The sequence below is a fragment of the Rhodococcus sp. H36-A4 genome (genome assembly GCF_027158005.1).
Classification (GTDB): domain Bacteria; phylum Actinomycetota; class Actinomycetes; order Mycobacteriales; family Mycobacteriaceae; genus Rhodococcoides.
In genome coordinates, this window is the sequence record NZ_JAPVLQ010000002.1 from 376,371 (window position 1) to 396,270 (window position 19,900).

Annotated in this window: 19 protein-coding genes and 1 riboswitch; of the genes, 14 read left to right on the forward strand and 5 right to left on the reverse strand. The window is 61.6% G+C overall.

Annotated features, from left to right (window positions below):
• The first annotated feature begins 16 nt into the window (after nt 1–16).
• From O1W68_RS06620 to O1W68_RS06640, 5 genes are all read left to right on the forward strand, one after another.
• On the forward strand, nt 17–1,279 hold the full coding sequence (locus O1W68_RS06620; protein ID WP_269302086.1) for a 3-isopropylmalate dehydratase large subunit: 1,263 nt from the start codon (nt 17–19) through the stop codon (nt 1,277–1,279).
• A complete protein-coding gene (locus tag O1W68_RS06625) occupies nt 1,276–1,821 on the forward strand; it encodes a 3-isopropylmalate dehydratase (RefSeq protein WP_269302087.1) in 546 nt (181 codons plus the stop codon). The genes O1W68_RS06620 and O1W68_RS06625 overlap by 4 nt, the downstream gene beginning before the upstream one ends.
• Nucleotides 1,818–3,146, forward strand: a complete 1,329-nt coding sequence (locus O1W68_RS06630; protein ID WP_269302088.1) for an MFS transporter — start codon at nt 1,818–1,820, stop codon at nt 3,144–3,146. The genes O1W68_RS06625 and O1W68_RS06630 overlap by 4 nt, the downstream gene beginning before the upstream one ends.
• Before the next feature lie 24 nt (nt 3,147–3,170).
• Entirely contained in the window at nt 3,171–4,001 is an 831-nt protein-coding gene (locus O1W68_RS06635; RefSeq protein ID WP_269302089.1) for a DUF72 domain-containing protein, read from the forward strand.
• A gap of 89 nt (nt 4,002–4,090) precedes the next feature.
• Nucleotides 4,091–4,966 carry an aldo/keto reductase gene (locus O1W68_RS06640; protein WP_269302090.1) on the forward strand — a complete coding sequence of 292 codons (876 nt, stop codon included), beginning with the start codon at nt 4,091–4,093 and terminating at the stop codon, nt 4,964–4,966.
• Here the strand turns inward: O1W68_RS06640 and O1W68_RS06645 are convergent.
• Nucleotides 4,963–5,736 (reverse strand): GTP pyrophosphokinase, encoded by a 774-nt coding sequence (locus tag O1W68_RS06645; protein ID WP_442972309.1) that lies wholly within the window; start codon nt 5,734–5,736, stop codon nt 4,963–4,965. The two genes, O1W68_RS06640 and O1W68_RS06645, sit on opposite strands and share 4 nt — an antisense overlap.
• A 145-nt stretch (nt 5,737–5,881) precedes the next feature.
• On the opposite strand from O1W68_RS06645, the gene O1W68_RS06650 reads away from it, so the two are divergent.
• Together O1W68_RS06650 and O1W68_RS06655 are read left to right on the forward strand one after the other, a co-directional pair.
• Nucleotides 5,882–6,022: a hypothetical protein gene (locus O1W68_RS06650; RefSeq protein WP_269302091.1), complete on the forward strand. Its 141-nt coding sequence runs from the start codon at nt 5,882–5,884 to the stop codon at nt 6,020–6,022.
• Between the two features lie 210 nt (nt 6,023–6,232).
• Nucleotides 6,233–6,646 carry a DoxX family protein gene (locus O1W68_RS06655; RefSeq protein ID WP_269302092.1) on the forward strand — a complete coding sequence of 138 codons (414 nt, stop codon included), beginning with the start codon at nt 6,233–6,235 and terminating at the stop codon, nt 6,644–6,646.
• Nucleotides 6,647–6,664: 18 nt separating this feature from the next.
• Here O1W68_RS06655 and O1W68_RS06660 read toward each other — a convergent pair whose 3' ends face one another.
• Nucleotides 6,665–8,662: a helicase-related protein gene (locus tag O1W68_RS06660; protein WP_269302093.1), complete on the reverse strand. Its 1,998-nt coding sequence runs from the start codon at nt 8,660–8,662 to the stop codon at nt 6,665–6,667.
• Between the two features lie 212 nt (nt 8,663–8,874).
• Here O1W68_RS06660 and O1W68_RS06665 point away from each other — a divergent pair, with 212 nt between their 5' ends.
• The 5 genes from O1W68_RS06665 (at nt 8,875) to O1W68_RS06685 (ending at nt 15,121) form a co-directional block, all read left to right on the forward strand.
• Nucleotides 8,875–10,035: an alpha-hydroxy-acid oxidizing protein gene (locus O1W68_RS06665; RefSeq protein WP_269302094.1), complete on the forward strand. Its 1,161-nt coding sequence runs from the start codon at nt 8,875–8,877 to the stop codon at nt 10,033–10,035.
• Nucleotides 10,032–11,336 (forward strand): alpha-amylase family glycosyl hydrolase, encoded by a 1,305-nt coding sequence (locus O1W68_RS06670; RefSeq protein WP_269302095.1) that lies wholly within the window; start codon nt 10,032–10,034, stop codon nt 11,334–11,336. The genes O1W68_RS06665 and O1W68_RS06670 overlap by 4 nt, the downstream gene beginning before the upstream one ends.
• Nucleotides 11,337–11,448: 112 nt before the next feature.
• Nucleotides 11,449–11,538: riboswitch (TPP riboswitch) on the forward strand.
• Between the two features lie 46 nt (nt 11,539–11,584).
• Complete coding sequence (locus tag O1W68_RS06675) at nt 11,585–12,355, forward strand: 3-oxoacyl-ACP reductase (protein WP_136170690.1); 771 nt, start codon at nt 11,585–11,587, stop codon at nt 12,353–12,355.
• A 1-nt stretch (nt 12,356) separates the two neighbouring features.
• Entirely contained in the window at nt 12,357–13,628 is a 1,272-nt protein-coding gene (locus O1W68_RS06680; protein ID WP_269302096.1) for an LLM class flavin-dependent oxidoreductase, read from the forward strand.
• A 38-nt stretch (nt 13,629–13,666) separates the two neighbouring features.
• Nucleotides 13,667–15,121, forward strand: a complete 1,455-nt coding sequence (locus O1W68_RS06685) for a DUF4185 domain-containing protein (protein WP_269302097.1) — start codon at nt 13,667–13,669, stop codon at nt 15,119–15,121.
• Here the strand turns inward: O1W68_RS06685 and O1W68_RS06690 are convergent.
• A complete protein-coding gene (locus O1W68_RS06690; RefSeq protein ID WP_269302098.1) occupies nt 15,118–16,011 on the reverse strand; it encodes an alpha/beta fold hydrolase in 894 nt (297 codons plus the stop codon). The two genes, O1W68_RS06685 and O1W68_RS06690, sit on opposite strands and share 4 nt — an antisense overlap.
• Nucleotides 16,012–16,155: 144 nt before the next feature.
• Here O1W68_RS06690 and O1W68_RS06695 point away from each other — a divergent pair, with 144 nt between their 5' ends.
• Nucleotides 16,156–16,656: a hypothetical protein gene (locus tag O1W68_RS06695; protein ID WP_269302099.1), complete on the forward strand. Its 501-nt coding sequence runs from the start codon at nt 16,156–16,158 to the stop codon at nt 16,654–16,656.
• 54 nt (nt 16,657–16,710) lie between these two features.
• Here O1W68_RS06695 and O1W68_RS06700 read toward each other — a convergent pair whose 3' ends face one another.
• Entirely contained in the window at nt 16,711–17,193 is a 483-nt protein-coding gene (locus tag O1W68_RS06700) for an alpha-isopropylmalate synthase regulatory domain-containing protein (RefSeq protein ID WP_269302100.1), read from the reverse strand.
• Nucleotides 17,194–17,487: 294 nt separating this feature from the next.
• Here O1W68_RS06700 and O1W68_RS06705 point away from each other — a divergent pair, with 294 nt between their 5' ends.
• Nucleotides 17,488–18,678 carry an ATP-binding protein gene (locus O1W68_RS06705; protein ID WP_084345769.1) on the forward strand — a complete coding sequence of 397 codons (1,191 nt, stop codon included), beginning with the start codon at nt 17,488–17,490 and terminating at the stop codon, nt 18,676–18,678.
• Between the two features lie 4 nt (nt 18,679–18,682).
• On the opposite strand, the gene O1W68_RS06710 is transcribed toward O1W68_RS06705, so the two are convergent.
• Nucleotides 18,683–19,801: an alkane 1-monooxygenase gene (locus O1W68_RS06710; protein ID WP_269302101.1), complete on the reverse strand. Its 1,119-nt coding sequence runs from the start codon at nt 19,799–19,801 to the stop codon at nt 18,683–18,685.
• Nucleotides 19,802–19,900: the final 99 nt, after the last annotated feature.

Below are 19,900 nucleotides of genomic sequence, written 5' to 3' on the forward strand. Positions count from 1 at the left end.
CGACGTGGGATTCACGATGACGGAAAAGATACTGGCGCGGACCTGCGACAGCCCGACGGTCCGCGCAGGGGAAAATCATGCCGTGCGCCCAGCGCGCATGATCGCCTACGACTTCCCCGGCTACACCGACGTGATGTTCCGTCAAATGCGGGAGGACTTCGGAATCACCGAGCTGTCGGATCCGAGCCGCTACGTCGTCTTCATCGACCACATGTTGACCAGGAACGACGACAAGGAAGCCGAAGTTCACAAGGTCACTCGCGATTGGTGCGAGTTCTACGGGATCGAACTCCACGAAGGCCGCGGTATCGGTCACCAGCTGACCGCCGAACTCGGTCTCGCAATTCCCGGCGACTTTCTCGTGCACTTCGACGGACACATCAGTGGCATCGGCGCATTCGGTGCGCTCGGGTGGGGAATTCGCCGTGACCTCATCGAAGCCTGGGTGACGGGCCAGCTGTTCGTCGACATCCCGGCAACCACCAGGTTCGACCTGATCGGCGACTTCGCCCCTGGCGTCGACAGCCGAGATCTGGTGCACACCATCATCGATCTCGTCGGTGCCGACGGTTGCGCACATCAGGTCATGGAATTCGGCGGCCCGGGTGCGAAGACGATGAAGATCGATCATCGTCAGGGTCTGTGCGGTATGGCGATGTTCACCGGGGCCGTGTCCGCGGTGTTCGAACCCGACGAGATCTCGTTGGCCTACGCGAAAGATGTTGCGCGGCGAGAATTCGAGCCGGTCTATCCCGATGCCGACGCGACCTACGCAGCGCGGTACACGATCGATCTTGCCACCGTCGTCCCCCAAGTTGTGCAGCCAGGTTCGGCTCGGGCAGCCAATACCAAGACTGCCAAGGAGCTGACCGGTACACCGATCACCAAGGCTTTCATCGGCTCGTGCGCCAGCGGCCGAATCGAGGATCTCCGCGCGGCGGCACTGGTCCTCGACGGGCGTCGAGTGGCTCCGGGCGTCGAACTCAACGTGGTGCCGACGTCACAGAAGGTGCACGAGCAGGCCGAACGTGAGGGCATCCTCGACGTGCTGCGCGCGGCCGGAGCCACGATCGCGGTGTCGAGTTGTGACTTCTGTTTCGGATACCAGAAGCCACTCCAAGCCGGCGAGAACTGTATTTCTACCGGCGTGCTGAACATCTCGGGTCGGATGGGAAGCTCGGACGCGAACATCTACATGGGGTCGCCCTTCACGGTTGCCGCCAGCGCGTTGGCCGGTGCGATCACGGAGTCGGCGCAGCCGGTGGAGGTCGGTCGATGAGCGCCTACCCGCCACCTTCCGACGTCATCACCGGCGAGGTCGCCTGGGTGTTCGGCGACGACTTCGACATCGACCTCGTCGTCGGAGTATCCAACATCAAATCCTATGATCCCGTGCATCTTCGCTCGGTCTGCATGACGGCATACGACAGTAATTTCGTCGACCGGGTTCAGCAGGGCGACATCATCGTCGGTGGCCGCAACTTCGGATACGGGCACCCGCACTATCCACCCATGGTCGCGCTCAGAAATTGCGGGATCGCCGCGATAGTCGCCGAGTCCTTCTCCCCCGGATTCTGGCGGGGCGAGACGTTCAACGGGATGCCGCTCATCACGGTGCCCGGCATATCCGCCGCAGTCACGACGGGGGATGCCGTGACGCTGGATTGGCGCGCGGCGACGCTGCGGACCGTCGGCGGCCTCGAACTCGTCGGTACGCGACCCAACGCCCGAACCGTCCAGGTCATCGAAGCAGGCGGGTCGTACGAACTTCTGCTCGAAGAACACTCACGCTCCCTCACACCACAAGGACAGGCACAATGACGAACGTGGAACATTCCCCCGCTCGCTCAGGCACGGGTGGCCCGCCGCCGGCGTCGACCACAACCGCGCGCCGCGCCGCGATCGCAGGTGGCGTCGGAACGCTTATCGAGTACTACGATTTTGCCGTCTACGGGTTTCTGGCGGTAGTCATAGCGCCCCTGTTCTTTCCGTCGACGAGCCCCGGGGTCTCGATTCTGGCAACCCTCGCCGTCTTCGGAGTTGCCTATGTGGCCCGTCCGCTGGGTGGGATCTTCTTCGGGCGTCTCGGTGACCGGCGTGGTCGCAGGTCCGCGCTGGTCATCACCGTCGTGTGCATGGGAATTGCATGTGGAGTTCTAGGGCTTCTGCCGACGCATTCCTCGGTCGGAGCGCTTGCCCCGATTCTCCTCGTCTTCATCCGCCTTGCGCAGGGATTCTCGGCAGGAGGTGAAATCGGCGGGGCAGCAACGTATATCGCCGAATCAGCACCGCCGAACCGTCGTGGATTCTTCGGCTCTTTCACGCCTATCGGGTCGACCCTGGGCTTCGCCGTCGCGGCCGCAGTGGTCGGCCTGGTGGCACTGGGTACCACCGACGAGCAGATGTCCTCATGGGGTTGGAGAATTCCGTTCCTGCTGGCATTGCCGCTTGCATTCGTCTGTCTCCGCGTCCGATTGAAGCTCGAGGACACACCTGAGTTCGAGGAGATGGCAGAGAAGAATCAGGTTGCCAAGAGCCCGCTGTCCGACGTGGTGAAGAAGAACCCGAAGTCGGTGTTGCGCGTGGTCGGCATTGCGATCGCCATGAACGGTTCCGGATACATCGGGCTCACCTACTTCAGTGTCTATCTGATCAATGATCTCGGGTTCTCGAAGGATGCCGTGTATTGGACGTCGGCCATCAGTATTGCGCTGGCGTGCGCCACATTCCCCGTCAGTGGGATGCTTACCGACCGCTACGGCAGAAAACCGGTGCTACTGGCCGGCTATCTAGGATACATCGTGATTGCGTTGCCCGCGTTCATGATTCTGGGTGCGACGGCAAGCATCTTCGTTGTTGGATGCGTCTACTTCGTGTACATGGTGCTCAACGGTGTCGTTCAGGTTCCGGCTTTCCCATTGTTCACCGAACTCTTTCCTCGATCGGTTCGATACACCGGGGTGTCCCTCGGATTCAACATCGGCACCATCGCCGCCGGCGGAACGGCACCGTACGTGGCGGCTCAGTTGGTGGAGTCGACCGGCAACAGTATGTCCCCGGCCTATTGGGTGATGGGCGTCTGTGCGATCGGCGTAGCCACCGTGCTGACAATCCGGGAGACCGGAAAGGCCGCGCTTCCTGTGTAATGCAGCGAAGCGCATACTCCTCCTATGCCACGGTGCACGCGAGAGCCAGAGGTTCGAATCGGAATCTCCGGCTGGACGTATGCGCCGTGGCGAGGCGACTTCTATCCAGCCGGCCTGCCGCACCGCGCTGAGCTCGGCTACGCGTCGACGCACCTGTCCTCGATCGAGATCAATGGCACTTTCTATGCAATGCAGAAGCCGTCGAGTTTCGTGAAGTGGCGCGAGGAGACGCCGGAAGATTTCGTATTCGCCATCAAGGGTGGCAGATACATCACCCACGTCAAGCGTCTCGTCGGTGCCGAAGTGGCGCTGGCGAACTTCTTCGCCACCGGGGTGTTGAGCCTGGGCTCCAAGCTTGGTCCCATTCTGTGGCAGCTTCCACCCAATTTTCAGTTCGATGCGGACAAGCTCGCTGCATTCTTCGATGTGCTTCCTCGAACGACAACGGCAGCAATCGAACTCGCCGAGCAACGGGACGACAAGCTGGCCGAGGATCGAGTGAATCTCGACGTCGACGGAGACCGCCCGCTGCGGCATGCACTCGAAGTTCGGCACCCGAGCTTTCAGGTGGAAGAAGCTGTCTCGCTGTCGAGGGAGAACGGTATTGCCTTCGTCGTTGCAGACAGTGCAGGTAAGTATCCGTACGTCGAGACGCCGACTGCAGAATTGATGTACGTACGTTTGCATGGCGCCGACGAGCTCTACGCGAGCGGCTACACCGAAGAAGCGCTCGACGGTTGGGCAGCGAAGATAAAAAAGTGGACTGAGCAGGGCCTCGACGTCCACGTGTACTTCGACAACGATGCGAAGGGGTTCGCACCGTTCGATGCAATGAAGCTGATCGAGCGGTTGTAGCGGTTTCTACCCTCGTATTGGATACTGGCTAGATATTAGTAGATCGACCGAGACGGAATAGTCGGAGACTGCGCAGCGTCAGAACCTGCATGACTACTTCGGACAATGCCACGCCCGCCGCCGCTTCCGGGACGTTCCGTCTCGGTGGCGACCTCGAGATCAACCGCCTCGGATACGGGACGATGCAGCTTCCGGGGGAAGGTGTCTGGGGAGAGCCGAAAGACCGAGCCGCCGCCATTCGCGTTCTTCAGCGGGCCGTCGAGCTGGGCGTGAACTTCTTCGACACCGCCGACAGCTATGGACCCGAGGTTGCCGAGGACCTACTGCGCGAGGCCCTGCATCCTTACCGTGACGACGTCGTCATCGCCACCAAGGCTGGACTGACGCGTCAGGGGCCCGGAATCTGGACGCCTGTCGGACGTCCCGCCTACCTCCGCCAGCAGGCAGAGTTGAGTCTTCGACGTCTTGGGTTGGACCGGATCGATTTGTTCCAGCTCCACCGAATCGACCCCGAGGTGGCGCTGGAGGACCAGGTCGGCGAGCTGAAGAAACTGCAGGACGAGGGAAAGATCCGCCATATCGGGCTGAGTCAGGTTTCGGTAGCCGAGGCGGAGGCCGCGCAGAAGATCGCGCCGATCGTCTCCGTTCAGAACTTGTACAACCTCTCCGACCGATCTTCGGAGGAGCTGTTGGATTGGTCGACAGCCAACGGCGTCGGCTTCATCCCGTGGTTCCCCCTGGCAACAGGCAAGCTCAGCGGCGAGGGCAGCCCGTTGTCCACGCTCGCGAAGCAGCACAACGCGTCGCCGTCGCAACTTGCACTGGCTTGGCTGCTGAAGCGTTCGCCGGTCGTGTTGCCGATCCCGGGAACCTCGAGCGTGGAGCACCTGGAAGACAACCTCGCGGGCGCGAGCATAGAACTCACCGACGACGAGTTCGACGCGCTTTCTGCCGCAGGAGCCTAGAGCCGTCCCATACTGCCGCGTTCGAGAAGTGACGCGAGCAGCTCGCGAGGCAACGACAGCGGCGGCATCGAGCTGAGCTGAATGCTGTCCGGCGCATCGAGATTGCTGTTCTTGATTTCACCGATCTCGTCGTGCAGATGTTCCATTTTCACGTCGAGTCTGTTCGCGCTTTCGGCAGCATCGGTGAGCTCGTCGAGCAGCGAGACGGGGATAGCGCCCCGGTACTTGTAGAAGATCTTGTGTTCGAGGCTTGCCCAGAAGTCCATCGCGATGGTGCGGATCTGTAGCTCTACGAGAACGGGCTGGACTCGGTCCGTCATGAATACAGGTATCTCGACGATCACGTGAAGACTCTTGTAGCCGTTGGGTTTCGGATTGGCGATGTAGTCCTTGATCTCGATGACCTCGACGTCGCTCTGCCCGGTCAGCATGTCGGCGACGCGGTAGGTGTCGGAGATGAAGCTGCAGGTGATCCTGATGCCTGCAATGTCGAAGATGTTCTTGCGAATGTCTTCGAAGGTGAGCGGGCAATTTTTGCGCCGCGCCTTCTCGAGAAGGCTCTCCGGCGTCTTGAGTCGAGATGTCACATGTTCGATCGGCGAATACTGATGGATGTGCGTGAATTCCTCTTTGAGGATATTGATCTTGGTCATCAGTTCGTCGGTGCCGAACTTGTACCCCATCATGAACCGCGTGAAGTCGTTCCGCAGTTGAGCGACCTGCGCGGCGGTCGTATCCAGTGTATCTGCGGCCGAATCGCTGTTCTGCATAGCTCGATTGTCCATCAATGTCCGAACCGACGCGTCAAGCCCCTGCGCTGGGGTCTTGCCTGCCTGCCCGCGAATCGAAGCTCGCGTCGCCGCAGCGATCTCCGAGTGGCGGCGTGAAGGTGACATCGCCGCAGGTTCTACAGGCATGAGTGCGGTGATGGCCGCGGCCGCAGGAGCATGCCCTCGACCCGACCAGCACGGTTCGTGGGCCGAGGGCATGACCGCGGGCGCACCGCAAGGGTGCATTCTCGGACCATCGATCGCCCGATCGATGGAGCGTTCCTGAAGTGTCGGGTCGATCTGATATCGCCATGAAGGCCCCGTTTTTGCCGAATGTTTTTGGACCGTCCGCGAGTGTTGACTTCCCGGACGGCTCGATGAGAATAGCACAGCAATCGAACGTATGTTCGTAACGAGCGTATGCGATGAAATTTCGTGTGCCGAGGTGTCGGTACAAGTGAGTACCGAATTTCCGGGCCGAACATCGGAGAATGCAATGACCACAACCACAACCACCGCAACGCACACCAACTCACCCGTGGCTGCTCGTGTCGGCTGGGTGCTCACCGCGTTGATCGCGATCTTCCTGATTTTCGATGGAGTCACCAAGCTGATGAACGTGCAGGCGGTGAAGGACGCAACCGTGGATCTCGGCCTTCGGGAGGAGATGATGCCCGTCGTCGGCATCGTTCTACTCGTATCGCTGATCCTGTACTTGTTGCCGCGCACAGCATTTCTCGGTGCCGTGCTGCTTACCGGTTACCTCGGTGGCGCGGTCCTCACCAACTGGCGCGTCGACAAGCCGCTGATCAGTACCGTGCTGTTTGCGGTGTATGTCGGGATCGTGGTGTGGGGTGCACTGTATCTCCGGGATCCGAAAGTACGTCAGGTCATGCCTTTCGTGCGCTGACGCGGCTGCCCTCCGGATTCAGAGGGCATCCCTGGCGACCTCGAACAGTGCTACGGACTGATCGGCGTCTGCTCGTGCCGCCAGGAACGCCTCAGGGTCGATCAGATCCGCTTGACCGACGATCGAACCCAGATCGGCTATGCGTTCGACGCCGGTCAGGACCATCTCCTCCTCGACCGTCCCCTCGGCATATCCGTAATAGCAAGTCGAAGTGGTGTGGATGTGGTCCTTGTCGATGCGATTCGCACGCCCCTCGATCTGCCGGATCTCGATGGGTGTCCACCGAGGGTCGTGAATGAGAGTGATCCGAGGAGCGGCCGTCGACACCGTCTTCTCTGGCAGCAGCAACTCGTTGGAATGCAGGTTGATCGCACTGGTCGTCGTCGACACGATGACTCGTGCAGCGCCGGTTTGGAATCGGCGAATCTCGGTCTCCTGGGCCGCGCTGCTCATACTGCCGTCGACCACTGCGACATCGAGACCTTCTTCCCGGAGGGACTGCGACAACTCGGCGACGGATTCGCGATAGAACATCGACACGAACACCTGATTGCCGTCACGCACCCATGCGCGGACCTGGTCAGCAGATGCGGGAATGCGTAAGTACGAGCACTTTTGGCGTAATCGCAGTGCGGCCGCTCGCGTACTCGGGTTCTTCTGGAGCACCCGTCTACCGCTCACCGTCTTCCAGTTCGGTAGCCCGACCTCCTTGCGGTAGTCCACCCATGCCGAGTGATAGAGCCGCTTCTGCACGGCCGTCAGCTCCTGGCCGAGAGGCTCCCGCGGCGTGGGCGGCGACGGTCGCGAAATCGACCACGGGACAGCGCCACCGGACAGCCACCGATGGATAGTGCCGATGTCGCGCTCGCGTCGCGCAGCATCCTCGGGCTCCCACCGCCACGTCTTCAGTCCGGTTGTCGCCTTGCCTTCCTTGAGCGCGAAGCCCGACTCCTCGAGGAACGTCGCCCATTGCGCGGTGATTGCGTGGCCGAGGCCTGCGTCGTCACCGATGATCGGCTCCTGCGCACGACTCTGCTCGATCGCCCGGGCCATGTACGCGAAATGCATCGGTTGATAACCGGGGGTGGCGGACATCCAGACGACGGCGCGTGCAGCCTCTTGGTAACGCCAGAGGATCTGCGACTGCTGCGACTCGATATTCATCAACGCGTGCGACTCGTCGGCCACCACGATGTCGATGTCGAATCGAAGTTCGCCGAGCGTGATGGTCCTCTTGTTCTGTGTTCGCTTGCGTTTGCCCAGATCTACATCCTCGGGGACCGTCAGCAGCTTCTTCGTCGACTGATAGGTCACCAGTAGCCAGCGCTTACGCTCGGACGGATGAACATCGGCCTCGGTGTCGGCGATGGTGCGCCGCCAACCGGGAAGAGCGCCTTTGGGGGCGACCACCAGCACTGTTCCGATGCTCGGATCCTCCATCTGGCGGACGGCCTCGCACACGGCAAGAGTCTTGCCCAGTCCCGTCGAGTCCATTTGGGCGAAATACGGGAACCCGTTGTCCAACGCTTCGAGATGCCTCCGCACCGACTCGAGCTGCGTCTCCCGCGGCGTCATCGACCGCTCGTGCATCTCCTCGGGCCGCCACTCCTCGTTGGCGTCGTCCTCGATCCAGCGCTGCAGGCTGTACGGCATCGACTCGAACGACGCCAAACCGTCGGGCAGCTCGGTCCCGTAGAACGCGAACACCCGCGGACCCGGATGCCACCGAGCGCCGGAGGCCGACGCGAGAGCGCGATCCTCGAACGGCACGTCGAGGACCCACACTCGCTCACCCGGGTCCGGCAACCGTAGGTCCGGCGCGACGGTCTTACGGGGTGCACGCTTGCGCGTCGTGGTCCGCTTGGCAGGTGTCCGCTTGGCAGCGGCCTTCTTCGCGGGGGCTTTCTTGGTCGTCGACTGTGCTGCCGTCGACTCCTTGAACTTGCGCGCAGCGGCGCTCTTGCCTGCGCCGATGGTTCTCGCGGTGGTTGTGGGCTTGCGTCTACGAGGTGGCATCGGATCCAGTCTGTCGTACGGTGTCCGAAACACCGTAGAGGACGGCACCGACATCCCTGGGCGGTGTGAACCGTGCACCATTTTTGCAAACCGAACACCCTCGCTAGGACGTGATCGCGGGGGTGAGGTTCCGAACAAGGGTGCACGCTCTCCGGACCGCGCGCTCGGTGATGTCCTGCCATATCGTGTGCGGCGGCACTACGGTGGTGACCATGAACTTCAGTGACCATCAAATCGGTATATATGCCCAGGGCATGTTCACCGATCAGAGGCCGCAGATCACCACGAACCTGGCCAGGCTGGAGGAGCAGGCCGCTGCCACCCTCAGCCCGGAAGCTCTCGGGTACATCGTCGCCAGCGCAGGTAGCGGTTCCACGGCACGCGCGAACCGCAATGCGTTCGACGAGTGGCGGATCGCCCCGCGCATGTTGCGGAGTTCAGCAGAGCGAGATCACGCGGTCACAGTGCTCGGCACTTCCATGCCCGCGCCGCTGCTGATAGCGCCGGTCGGTGTTCAGACTCTCGCGCATCCGGAGGGTGAGCTTGCGACAGTGCGGGCAGCCGCCGAGCTTTCGGTGCCCTACATTCACTCCACTCAAGCTTCCCATTCGTTCGAGCAGATCGCCGAGGCTGGTGGCGACGCCCCCAGGTGGTACCAGCTGTACTGGCCCACAGACAAATCCGTTCTGCTCAGCTTTCTCGAGCGAGCCAAGGCATCGGGATTCACGACGCTTGTACTGACGCTCGACACGACGCTTCTCGGCTGGAGGCCGGCCGACCTCGACCGCGGATACCTGCCGTTCCTGGCGAACCTCGGGATCGAGAACTATCTGACCGACCCGGCATTTCTCGCGGGTCTGGATCAATCGGTCGAAGCGAATCCTGTTGCTGCAGCTATGCACTGGGCGCAGATGTTCCCCAACCCTGGTTTGAACTGGTCCCAGTTGGCGTTCCTGCGTGAGCAGTGGGACGGACCGATCGTACTGAAGGGAATCTGCACGGTTGCCGACGGCCGAGCAGCCGTCGATCACGGGGTGGACGGGATCGTGGTGTCCAATCACGGTGGGCGCCAGATCGACGGCGCTCGATCGTCGTTGAGCGCGTTGCCGGATATCGTGGACGCCGTCGGTGATCAGCTGACGCTCTTGTTCGATTCCGGTGTGCGCACCGGGTCCGACATGGCGAAGGCGCTAGCGTTGGGGGCCGACGCGGTGCTGCTGGGGCGGCCGTTTCTGTACGGTTTGGCGCTCGGCGGCCAGGACGGTGTGGCGCATGTATTGCGTTGCCTTCTCGCTGAATTCGATCTCGTCACCAGCTTGTCGGGTCATACCGGTGCCGCCGAGCTCGGTCGTGAGTCGGTGATCCGAGCATGAGTGGTCAACCTGCCTGGGTCGATCACGCCATCTGGTGGCACATCTATCCTCTGGGATTCGTCGGTGCCCCGGTCCATGGCTGGGACGGCGGTTCGCTCGAGGACGAGCATCGACTGCACCGCATCGTCGACTGGTTCGACTACGCCGTGGAACTCGGGGCGTCGGGAATCGCCCTCGGTCCGATCTTCGCCTCCGCAAGCCATGGATACGACACCGTCGATCATTTTCGCATCGATTCGCGGCTCGGCACCGAAGCAGACTTCGACGACGTCATCGGCCAAGCGCGTTCGCGTGGACTGCGAGTCATGCTCGACGGCGTGTTCAACCATGTGGCACAGGCATTTCCGCGATTCGTGCAGGCGCTCGAAGCAGGACCGGATTCACCGGAGTCCGAGTGGTTCCACCTCGACTGGTCCGGTGCAGGACCGATTCATCGTAATTTCGAGGGCCACGATGAACTGGTGACGCTCAACCATGACAGCGCCGCGGTCGAGCAGTATGTCGTCGATGTCATGTCGCATTGGCTCGAACGGGGTGCAGACGGATGGCGTCTCGACGCGGCATACGCTGTGCCGCCACGGTTCTGGGCCGCGGTTATTCCGCAGGTTCGACAGAAGTTCCCCGACGCCTACTTCCTCGGTGAGGTCATCCACGGTGATTATGCAGCCATCGTGAAGGCGAGCTCACTGGATTCGGTGACCCAGTACGAGCTGTGGAAAGCGTCGTGGAGTGCAATCTCGGAAAGGAACTTCTTCGAGTTGTCGCACGCGCTCGGGCGTCACAACGAGTGGCTCGAGACGTTCGTTCCGGCTACGTTCGTCGGTAATCACGACGTGGCCCGCATCGCCAGCACCATCACAGACGAACGCCATCTCGAGCATGCGCTCGTGGTCCTGTTCACGGTCGGGGGCATGCCGATGATCTACTACGGCGACGAACAGGGCTTCCGTGGCGCGAAAGAGGAACGTGTCGGTGGCGATGACGAGGTACGGCCGGAGTTTCCTAGCAGCAGAGAGGAACTCGCCCCGTACGGTTGGCCGACCTTCCGTCTGCATCAGCAGCTGATCGGGCTTCGCCGCAGGCATCCCTGGCTCGTCGAGGCGCGCACCGAGACGGTGGCGCTGTCCAATACCGCGATGTTGTACCGCGTCCACTCGGGTGACGAGCAGTTGCACGTGGCGTTGAACCTCGGCGACGAGGAAGTGACGTACCGCGTGGCCGGTGAGATATTGTCCGGCGACGCACAAGTGGGCGGCGGATCCACCAGGGTTCCACCCCACGGCTGGGTGGTGCTGCGCTAGGCGCAGGGCGTCAATAAGGGTCCGGACGTGTACAAACCCGACTTGTCCGGTATCTATAAGGCTTTCTACGATCGATCCTAGATAGACGGATATTCGACAAGAGGTTACAGTCCTCTTCGACACGGGGTGCCTAACGGCTGAGAACACACCCGTCGAACCTGATCTGGTCAACACCAGCGTAGGGATGTCTGCACGTGGGATACGTGCATGCTCTGCGCGGTGTGGGCCGGAAGAGCGAAAGGCCTGACATGAACATCCAGTCGAAAAAGTTGGACGAGCAGACAGTAGTCGTCACCGGAGCGGGCAGAGGTCTGGGCACCGCGGTGGCCAGGGCATTCGCGCGAGAAGGCGCTCGCGTCGTGGTGAACTACCGCAACAGCCGAGTCTCGGCGGAGGCGCTGGCGTCAGAGATCGGCGGGATAGCGATCCAAGCAGACATCACCGACGCCGAGCAGGTGGACGCGTTGTTCACCGAAGCCGAAGCGCACTTCGGTTCCTCCGTGACGACGGTGGTCAACAACGCGTTGGCCGACTTCTCGTTCAACGGGGACGCGCGCAGCAAGGCCGATTCGATCACATGGGACGAGTTCGACGCGCAGTTCCGTGGCACTGTGCGTGGTGCGCTGACGACTACGCAGCGAGCGCTGAAGGGGATGCGCGCAGCAGGATTCGGCCGAATCATCAACGTGGGCACCAATCTTTTCCAGAACCCAGTGGTGCCGTACCACGACTACACGGCATCGAAGGCTGCGCTGTTGTCTCTGACTCGAACTCTCGCAGCGGATCTCGGCGGCGACGGTATCACTGTGAACATGGTGTCGGGTGGCCTACTGCGGACCACCGACGCCAGTGCCGCTACACCAGAGGAAGTATTCGACCTCATCGCGGCGTCGACGCCGTTGCAGCGAGTGGTGACACCAGAGGAGTTCGCAGATGCCCTGTTGTTCTTCGCGTCTCCGTGGTCGAGGTCGGTGACCGGACAGAATTTGGTTGTGGACGGCGGCTTGGTCAAGGACTGACATGCTGCACCTCAACGCATTCCTCTACGGCTGTGGGCATCACAGTGCAGCGTGGCGTCACCCGAGTTCGAGGGTCGAGGACCTCGGCGATATCAGCTACTACCAAGAACTCGCGCAGACCGCGGAGCGGGGCAAGTTCGACGCCGTGTTCTTCGCGGACGGACACTCCGTTCGTGATCCGGCCGGCGCGGGCACCTGGTTTCTCGAACCGATCACAGCCCTGACGGCGATGGCCGGAGCGACCACCCATATCGGCCTGGTCACCACCATATCCACGACGTTCTACACACCGTTTCACGCTGCGCGGTTGCTCGCCTCGCTCGATCACATCAGTGGTGGCCGCGCAGGATGGAACGTCGTGACCTCGATGTTCGACGCCGAGGCGCGCAATCATGGATTCGAGGACATTCCGGCACGGGTCGAAAGGTACGAACGCGCAGAGGAATTCGTCGAGGTTGCCCTCGCGCTATGGGACAGCTGGGAACGGGACGCGCTGGTACTGGATCGCGAGGGAATGTATGCGGATCCGGCGAAGGTGCATCCCATCGATCACGTCGGCAAGCACTTTCGGGTGGACGGACCGTTGACGGTCCCCCGGTCTCCGCAGGGACGTCCGGTGCTGTTCCAGGCAGGCGCGTCGGGACCGGGGCGTGATCTTGCGGCTCGTTACGCGGAGGCGATCTACGCCGTTGCCTACGATTCCGAGGCCGGCGCCGCCTACTCTTCGGATGTCAAGCGCCGCATAGATGCTGCCGGACGCGACAGCTCGTCCGTTGGAATCATGCCGGGTTTGGTGACGTACGTCGGGTCGACGATGAGCGAGGCGCGTGCGAAGAAGGCCGAGCTCGATGCACTGCTTCCCGTCGAGCAGTCGTTGCGCACACTGGGGATGTTCGTGGAGCAGGACTGCAGCGATTGGGAGCTCGACGCACCGGTTCCTGCTCTTTCGCCGATCGAGGAGTTCACCGGACCGCACGGTCGATACGAGACGATCCTGCGGATAATCGCCAAAGACGCCCCGACTGTCCGCCAGCTTCTCGGGACACTCGCAGCGGGTGGAGGGCATGCCACAATGATCGGGACGCCGGAATCGATCGCCGACGAGATCTCCGAGTGGGCGCGCAGAGGCGCTGCCGACGGCTTCAATCTGATGCCACCGCTGTATCCGGACAGTCTCGACGACTTCGTCGACGAAGTGGTGCCAATTCTGCAGTCACGCGATCTCTTTCGTAAGGAGTATTCTTCGCGCTCACTGCGCGAGAATCTGGCATGATGCGCTGGCACGGGTGGTGCATCCGCACAAGGGGGAGTATGTCGAAGCGAATGGCCGTCGTGACAGCTGTTGTCGTTCTCGGGTCCGTGGTGATCGTGTTCGGGGATGGCGTCCCGGCTACCGCCGAACCTCTCGTCCCTCCCGGCGCATGCGCGGCCGACCTGACGAACGAGACCGGGTCGCTGGTCCCGGAGGATCTCTCGATTCCGATCCCATTTCCGCAACTCGCACCCGTGCCGTATCCAGCCCCGACGACGGCCCCGACACGTATCGACCCGGAACCGTTGCCGGCGGACCCTTGCTTGGATCCGTGTCCGGACCTGACCGATGAGACCCGCGAGCCCACAACGCTTTCGAGTGAATTGGACATTCCCCGGATCGGATTCGAGTTCAAACCGTTCACCATTCCGATCCCGATCCCCGGTCGCGAATTGCAGCTTCCGCCTCCTCCCGATCCGGCGTCACCTCCCGTCGAACCGGCGGCCATAACTTCTGCACCGCCGATGCCGCAGATCGGCAACGTCACCCGTGTTGCCAAACAGACAGGCGCGGGATCGATCAATCGCACCGACAAACGGTGGCAGGTCTACGGAACGGACCTGGGCATGATGTGGGAGAGCGCCCCCGGACAGATAGCGACGGTATTCGGCGATACCGTCGGCAAAGGCTTCCATCCACCTGGAGGACAGGGGCCGGATTGGCGCAGCAATGTACTCGCGTTCAGTTCCGACACCGATCTGTCCGACGGGGTTACCTACGACAGCATGGTGCAGGACAGTCGTTGTCACGCACCCGAACTCCTCAGCAGTCGAAAGCTCGACAACGTCGAGATCACGACGATTCCTACCTCTGGCTTCGCGATCGACGATCGTCAATACATGAGCTACATGTCCATCAGGACGTGGAACAGCATCCCGGGAACCTGGTGGACCAACTACGGTGGGATCGCTTACTCGGACGACGGCGGCTCCACCTGGACGAAGGATCCGTACGCGCAGTGGGACAACATCTTCGGGATCAGTAAGTTCCAGGTGACGTCGATGGTCCCGCAGGGTGACTTCGTGTACATGTTCGGCACCCCGAACACCAGACTCGGCGACGTCGGCGTCGCACGCGTCCCGAAGCGGCAGGTGCTGAACAAGTCCGCGTATCAGTATTGGAGCGAGGGCAACTGGACACCGGTCGGAGGGTATAGCGCAGCATCGACGATCGTGGCGGCCCCGGCAGCTGAACTTTCGGTGCGGTACGACGATTCACGACAGAGATGGCAGATGACCTACCTCGACACCGCGAAAACGGCTATCACGCTGCGGGAGTCCGACTCTCCGCAAGGAGCGTGGTCCGACGGAGCACCGATGGTCAGCGTCGCCGAATACCCCGAGTTGTACGGAGGATTCATGCATCCCTGGTCCACCGGCACCGATCTGTACTTCAACATCTCGACGTGGTCCGACTACAACGTCTTTCAGATGCACGCGGAGCTGACGAACTAGATATTCAGCGAATCGATGTACTTCTCGGTGAGCTCGGCGATCTCGACAGCATGAGAGATCGGTGACCAATGACCGGCGTGAATATCGTTGCGAGTCAGATTTTTTACCCATTTTCCGGTGTCTTCGTAATGATCGGGCCGCACCGCGACATCCTCGGTGTTGACGATCAAGTGCACTGGGATGTCGATGAATCGTTCCCGCGGCTTCATCAAGCGCGGAAGAAGGTTTGCCCGATACAGGTTCACCCCGTTGGTCGCGTCGGAGAACAGTGTGGGGTTCTCGGTGACCAGCGACGGGTCGACGTCGGAGAATTCTTGCAGAAACGCAGGCCAGCCTTTCGCGAACTGGCGTCGAATTCGTAAAGTCGAGAGACCGGGAATGTGGAAGGTGACGGTGTACCACGATGCGCGCGTCTGGGCGAGCACTTGTTTGACGTTGCTCCAGTTCGGCTTGGTCAACCGCGACCGCGACCATTTGCCGAGATGGTCCAGGTTCGGGCCCGAAATGGAAGTGTACGAACGGATTCGATCTACTGCATGAGGTTCGGCAGCTGCATCCCATACTGTGACGGCGCCCCAGTCGTGTGCGAGAACGTGGACCGGTGCGTTCGGGCTGACTGCATCGACGACGGCATAGAAGTCCGATGCCAGATTGTGGAGTCGGTACGCGGAGCGTTCGCGTGGCACTGTACTTTTCCCTGCGCCACGTGCGTCGTAGCTGACGACGCGGAAGCGCTCGGTGAGTCGTGGAACGATGTGATTCCACATTTCGTGTGTGTCCGGCCAGCCGTGGACGAGGACGATGGTCTCGCCGTCCGGATTGCCGGTCTCGTAGACCGCCAGTGACATTCCCTCGTTGACCACGGTTGTGCGGGTGCTGGCTTCACGCATCGGGTGGTACGTCCTTTTCGGTCTCGGTCGGAGGCGTCACACTTTCTCGAAGGTTACTATAAGCCTCGGTTACATGTAAGTGGATTGTCGGTGCGGGGTGGGAGGATTGAACAACCTCTCCGCCGAACAAAAGGAACCCTCGAGATGTGGCCCAACGACTGGCCTGCGACACCCCGAGCCATCGCGACCTCTACCGAGGAGGCGCTTGCTGCCGCTCGTGCGCGCTCAGCGGATGCCTATCGCGACGCCGTGGCCGACGTGGAGTCCGCGGACGCGGCGCAAGTCGGTCTGGTGCATGCCGAAATCATCCGAGCGTTGCTCGAAGAACTGCATCCCGACGGGCTGACCGGCGAAGATGTTCAGGAAGTACTGGCGCTGACCGTGCGCTCGGCATCGGAATGGTTCGGCGAGCTCGATGTCGAGGGGTTCGTAGAAGTGCTCACGGGTGCGCTCGGGGTCGCGGATACCGAGGCTGCAGGCCGGCGACCCCGAGCTGGTCATGCGTTGTTGATCATTGCCGCACTGTCCAGTGCCGGCCGGCGTACGGCCGACGGAAAAGATGGGCATGACTCGACGTCGAGCGAGGTGTATGTCCGGCGGGCGATCGAAGAGATAGCTCGTTCGCAGACCATCGAGATGCCCTAGCGCTTTCTACCGAGATCTAGCTTGTCGACGAGAGTGCGGTAGAAGGCGCGAGAGTCACCCGTACAGCATGTTGGCCGCACCGATGACGGCCCGGATCGACGAGCTGGTGCCGTCCGCATCCATCGCCATGGACCACGCGCGGCGGCCATCGAACTCGCAGAGGACGAAGGTGGCGACCTTGGCGTCGTGTGTGCCGTTTTCGGAAATGCTCTGCTGGTGAAAGGCCAGGATTTCGATATGGAAGCCTGCGTCGAACAACATCGAGGTCAGGGCGTCGATGGGGCCGTGTGACGTCGCCGTTGTCGTGTGGATTGTGTTCCCGACGCCGAAGGTCGCGTCGAATCTCGTCTGTCCACCGCGGCCGGGCCGGGCGGACCAACTGCCCAGTCTGATGGGCCCGGTACGTGCACCGAAGCGCTGCAAGAAAGCGGCCCAGCTCATGTTCGCGGCCTGGTCACGAAGGTCACGCGGTAGTGGTGCGCCATAGCGGGCGGCGAAGCAGTCGTTGGGGAAGGTGGTGGAAGTAAGAGTGTTCATGTCGGTGGTTCTCCGAAAGTGAAGGGAGGACCGAGATAGTACGACGACCCGCAGCGAGGGGTCGGTCCGAATTAGACCCCGCTACGGCGGCGTACTACGAGAAGGTGTTCCACAGAGCCCAATGTAGGCGCAGTTTCCGCTCTCGTGCAACCGTGTAGTCGAGTCTACCGAAATCTAGGACATTGTGAAGACTTGTCGATATATGCCGAGAGGGTTGCTAGCCGTCCATACCGGCGTCTAGGACACGCACTAGATGTGCCGATACTTTGCTATCGCGGTTGTTATCTTGGCCCCATGGACCCCGTGCGTAATCCCTACGCCCCGGGCGCAGGCCAGCGCCCACCCGAACTGGCAGGCCGCGAGAAGCAACTCGACGCGTTCGACGTCGTGCTCGAGCGGATCACTCGCGGTAAACCGGAGCGAAGTGTGGTCCTGACGGGGTTGCGCGGCGTGGGTAAGACCGTTTTGCTCAATCATCTTCGTTCGGCCGCGGTCGCTCGTGGTTGGGGAACCGGCAAGATCGAGGCAAGGCCGGATCAAGAATTGCGTCGGCCGTTGTCGTCTGCGTTGCACATGGCTGTTCGCGGCATCGCTGCCGCGCATCGCGATCCAGAGAGAGTCGACGAATTCCTCGGTGTACTCAAAGCCTTCGCCTTGCGTGCCTCCGCCGACAAGGGGATGCGTGAACGTTGGCAGCCCGGTATCGATGTTCCCGCGCTCAGCGGCCGGGCAGATTCCGGGGACATCGAGATCGATTTGGTGGAACTGCTGTTGGACGCATCGGTGCTGGCTGGTGATGTCGGCGTCGGCATCTCGATCTTCATCGACGAAATGCAGGATCTGGGGCCGGCCGACATCTCGGCGCTGTGCGCGGCCTGCCATGAGCTCAGCCAAGATGCGGCGCCGCTCATCATCGTCGGAGCAGGTCTTCCGCATCTTCCCGCAGTGTTGTCGGCGTCGAAGAGCTACTCCGAAAGACTGTTCAGCTACCACCGGATCGGGCGGCTCGAGCGGAAGGCCGCCGACCTCGCGTTGATCGCACCTGCAGATCGCGAGGACGTGGAATTCACGACCGAGGCACTCGACGCGCTCTACGAGGCAGCGGACGGATATCCGTACTTCGTTCAGGCTTACGGCAAGGCGACATGGGATTTGGCGCCCGAGAGTCCGATCACGGCCGAGGACGTGCGGGTTGCAGCCCCGACGGCCGAGGAGGAACTTGCCGTCGGATTCTTCGGGTCTCGATACGAGCGCGCCACCCCTGCAGAGCGTGAGTACATGCGAGCGATGGCCGATTTGTCCAGCGACGACACCTCGGTACCGACATCAGCGGTGGCGACGGAGCTGAAGCGCAAGCCTGCGTCGTTGTCGCCGGCTCGTGACGGATTGATCAAGAAGGGGCTGATCTACTCCGCCGAGCGCGGGACCATCGCGTTCACCGTTCCGCACTTCGGGCGGTATCTGCGGGCTCAGACCGACGAGTAACGGGTCAGCTGTTGATCCGGGTCATATCCCCGTCGTAGAAGTCGATCAATCGCTGGTCCATCACTTTTCGCCACAGTGGTGGGATCAATGCACAGAAGATCATCACCGCGTACCCGGCTGGGAGCTGCGGTGATTCATCGACGGTCCGAAGGGCTTGGTAGCGGCGGGTCGGGTGAGCGTGGTGATCGCTGTGCCGCTGGAGGTGGTACAGAAAAAGATTGCTCCATAGGTGGTCGCTGTTCCAGCTGTGCCGGTGATCGGTTCGTTCGTACTTGCCGTTGCTCTTCTTCTGCCGCAGTAAGCCGTAGTGCTCGAGGTAGTTGGCGGCCTCGAACAGAATGATGGCGATGACGGCCTGTATCAGGAGGTAAGGCGCAACCTGCCAGCCGAAAACCCCGATGAGAACCGTGAACAAAACGAGCGAGATAGCGGCGGCATTGAACAAGTCGTTGTGTGCGGACCATTTCGCGGAACCGACCCGATGTAGACGACGTTGCTCGAGAGCCCAGGCAGAGGTAAGGCCACCGATTATGCTGCGGGGCAAAAAGTTCCAGAAATTCTCCCCGTAACGCGCCGAGGCAGGGTCTTCGGGGGTTGCGACGCGAACATGGTGACCATGGTTGTGCTCGACGTAGAAGTGTCCATAAAACGCTTGTGCGAGTGTGACCTTCGACAACCAGCGTTCGACGTTCTCGCGCTTGTGTCCTAGTTCGTGAGCGGCATTGATGCCCACGCCGCCGACGATTCCGATGGTGACGGCGAGCGCGAGTCGCTCGGGAACCCCGAGTGGTCCGTAGGCCCAGAGATAGCATGCTGCAACCAAACCCGCATATTGAAGCGGTATCAGTAGGTACAGGCACCAGCGGTAGTACTTGTCGTCCTCGAGGGCCCGCGCTGCTTCGAGCGGTGGGTTATTTCGGTCGACCCCGGCGAAGACGTCGATCAGTGGGATGGCAATTCCCATGATCAACAGGCCGAGGAGCCAGAATGCGCCTGGGCCCAGCACCGTGACCAGCCCCCAGGCCATGAACGGGCTCAGCGGAATGACCAGACCGAGCGGCCAGAGGTAGCGCTTGGGGTCTCGCCACCGCGCAGCGGGTATCGCCTCGGAGGGAGCATTCATAGGGGGTGGAGCACGCCCTCTCGATAGATCGACCGAACTTTGAAGCAATCGACGACAAAACGGTAACAGCTAATTATCGGCAAATGTCATGACGGATCT

Bases quoted from the DNA above. Each gene is read 5' to 3' on its own strand.
- O1W68_RS06680 (WP_269302096.1), top strand. From the start codon at position 12,357: ATGCTGCACCTCAACGCATTCCTCTACGGCTGTGGGCATCACAGTGCA.
- O1W68_RS06690 (WP_269302098.1), bottom strand. From the start codon at position 16,011: ATGCGTGAAGCCAGCACCCGCACAACCGTGGTCAACGAGGGAATGTCA.
- O1W68_RS06670 (WP_269302095.1), top strand. From the start codon at position 10,032: ATGAGTGGTCAACCTGCCTGGGTCGATCACGCCATCTGGTGGCACATC.
- O1W68_RS06700 (WP_269302100.1), bottom strand. From the start codon at position 17,193: ATGAACACTCTTACTTCCACCACCTTCCCCAACGACTGCTTCGCCGCC.
- O1W68_RS06665 (WP_269302094.1), top strand. From the start codon at position 8,875: ATGAACTTCAGTGACCATCAAATCGGTATATATGCCCAGGGCATGTTC.
- O1W68_RS06710 (WP_269302101.1), bottom strand. From the start codon at position 19,801: ATGAATGCTCCCTCCGAGGCGATACCCGCTGCGCGGTGGCGAGACCCC.
- O1W68_RS06620 (WP_269302086.1), top strand. From the start codon at position 17: ATGACGGAAAAGATACTGGCGCGGACCTGCGACAGCCCGACGGTCCGC.
- O1W68_RS06645 (WP_442972309.1), bottom strand. From the start codon at position 5,736: ATGCAGAACAGCGATTCGGCCGCAGATACACTGGATACGACCGCCGCG.
- O1W68_RS06695 (WP_269302099.1), top strand. From the start codon at position 16,156: ATGTGGCCCAACGACTGGCCTGCGACACCCCGAGCCATCGCGACCTCT.
- O1W68_RS06655 (WP_269302092.1), top strand. From the start codon at position 6,233: ATGACCACAACCACAACCACCGCAACGCACACCAACTCACCCGTGGCT.
- O1W68_RS06630 (WP_269302088.1), top strand. From the start codon at position 1,818: ATGACGAACGTGGAACATTCCCCCGCTCGCTCAGGCACGGGTGGCCCG.
- O1W68_RS06640 (WP_269302090.1), top strand. From the start codon at position 4,091: ATGACTACTTCGGACAATGCCACGCCCGCCGCCGCTTCCGGGACGTTC.
- O1W68_RS06660 (WP_269302093.1), bottom strand. From the start codon at position 8,662: ATGCCACCTCGTAGACGCAAGCCCACAACCACCGCGAGAACCATCGGC.
- O1W68_RS06675 (WP_136170690.1), top strand. From the start codon at position 11,585: ATGAACATCCAGTCGAAAAAGTTGGACGAGCAGACAGTAGTCGTCACC.
- O1W68_RS06635 (WP_269302089.1), top strand. From the start codon at position 3,171: ATGCCACGGTGCACGCGAGAGCCAGAGGTTCGAATCGGAATCTCCGGC.
- O1W68_RS06685 (WP_269302097.1), top strand. From the start codon at position 13,667: ATGTCGAAGCGAATGGCCGTCGTGACAGCTGTTGTCGTTCTCGGGTCC.
- O1W68_RS06625 (WP_269302087.1), top strand. From the start codon at position 1,276: ATGAGCGCCTACCCGCCACCTTCCGACGTCATCACCGGCGAGGTCGCC.
- O1W68_RS06650 (WP_269302091.1), top strand. From the start codon at position 5,882: ATGAGTGCGGTGATGGCCGCGGCCGCAGGAGCATGCCCTCGACCCGAC.
- O1W68_RS06705 (WP_084345769.1), top strand. From the start codon at position 17,488: ATGGACCCCGTGCGTAATCCCTACGCCCCGGGCGCAGGCCAGCGCCCA.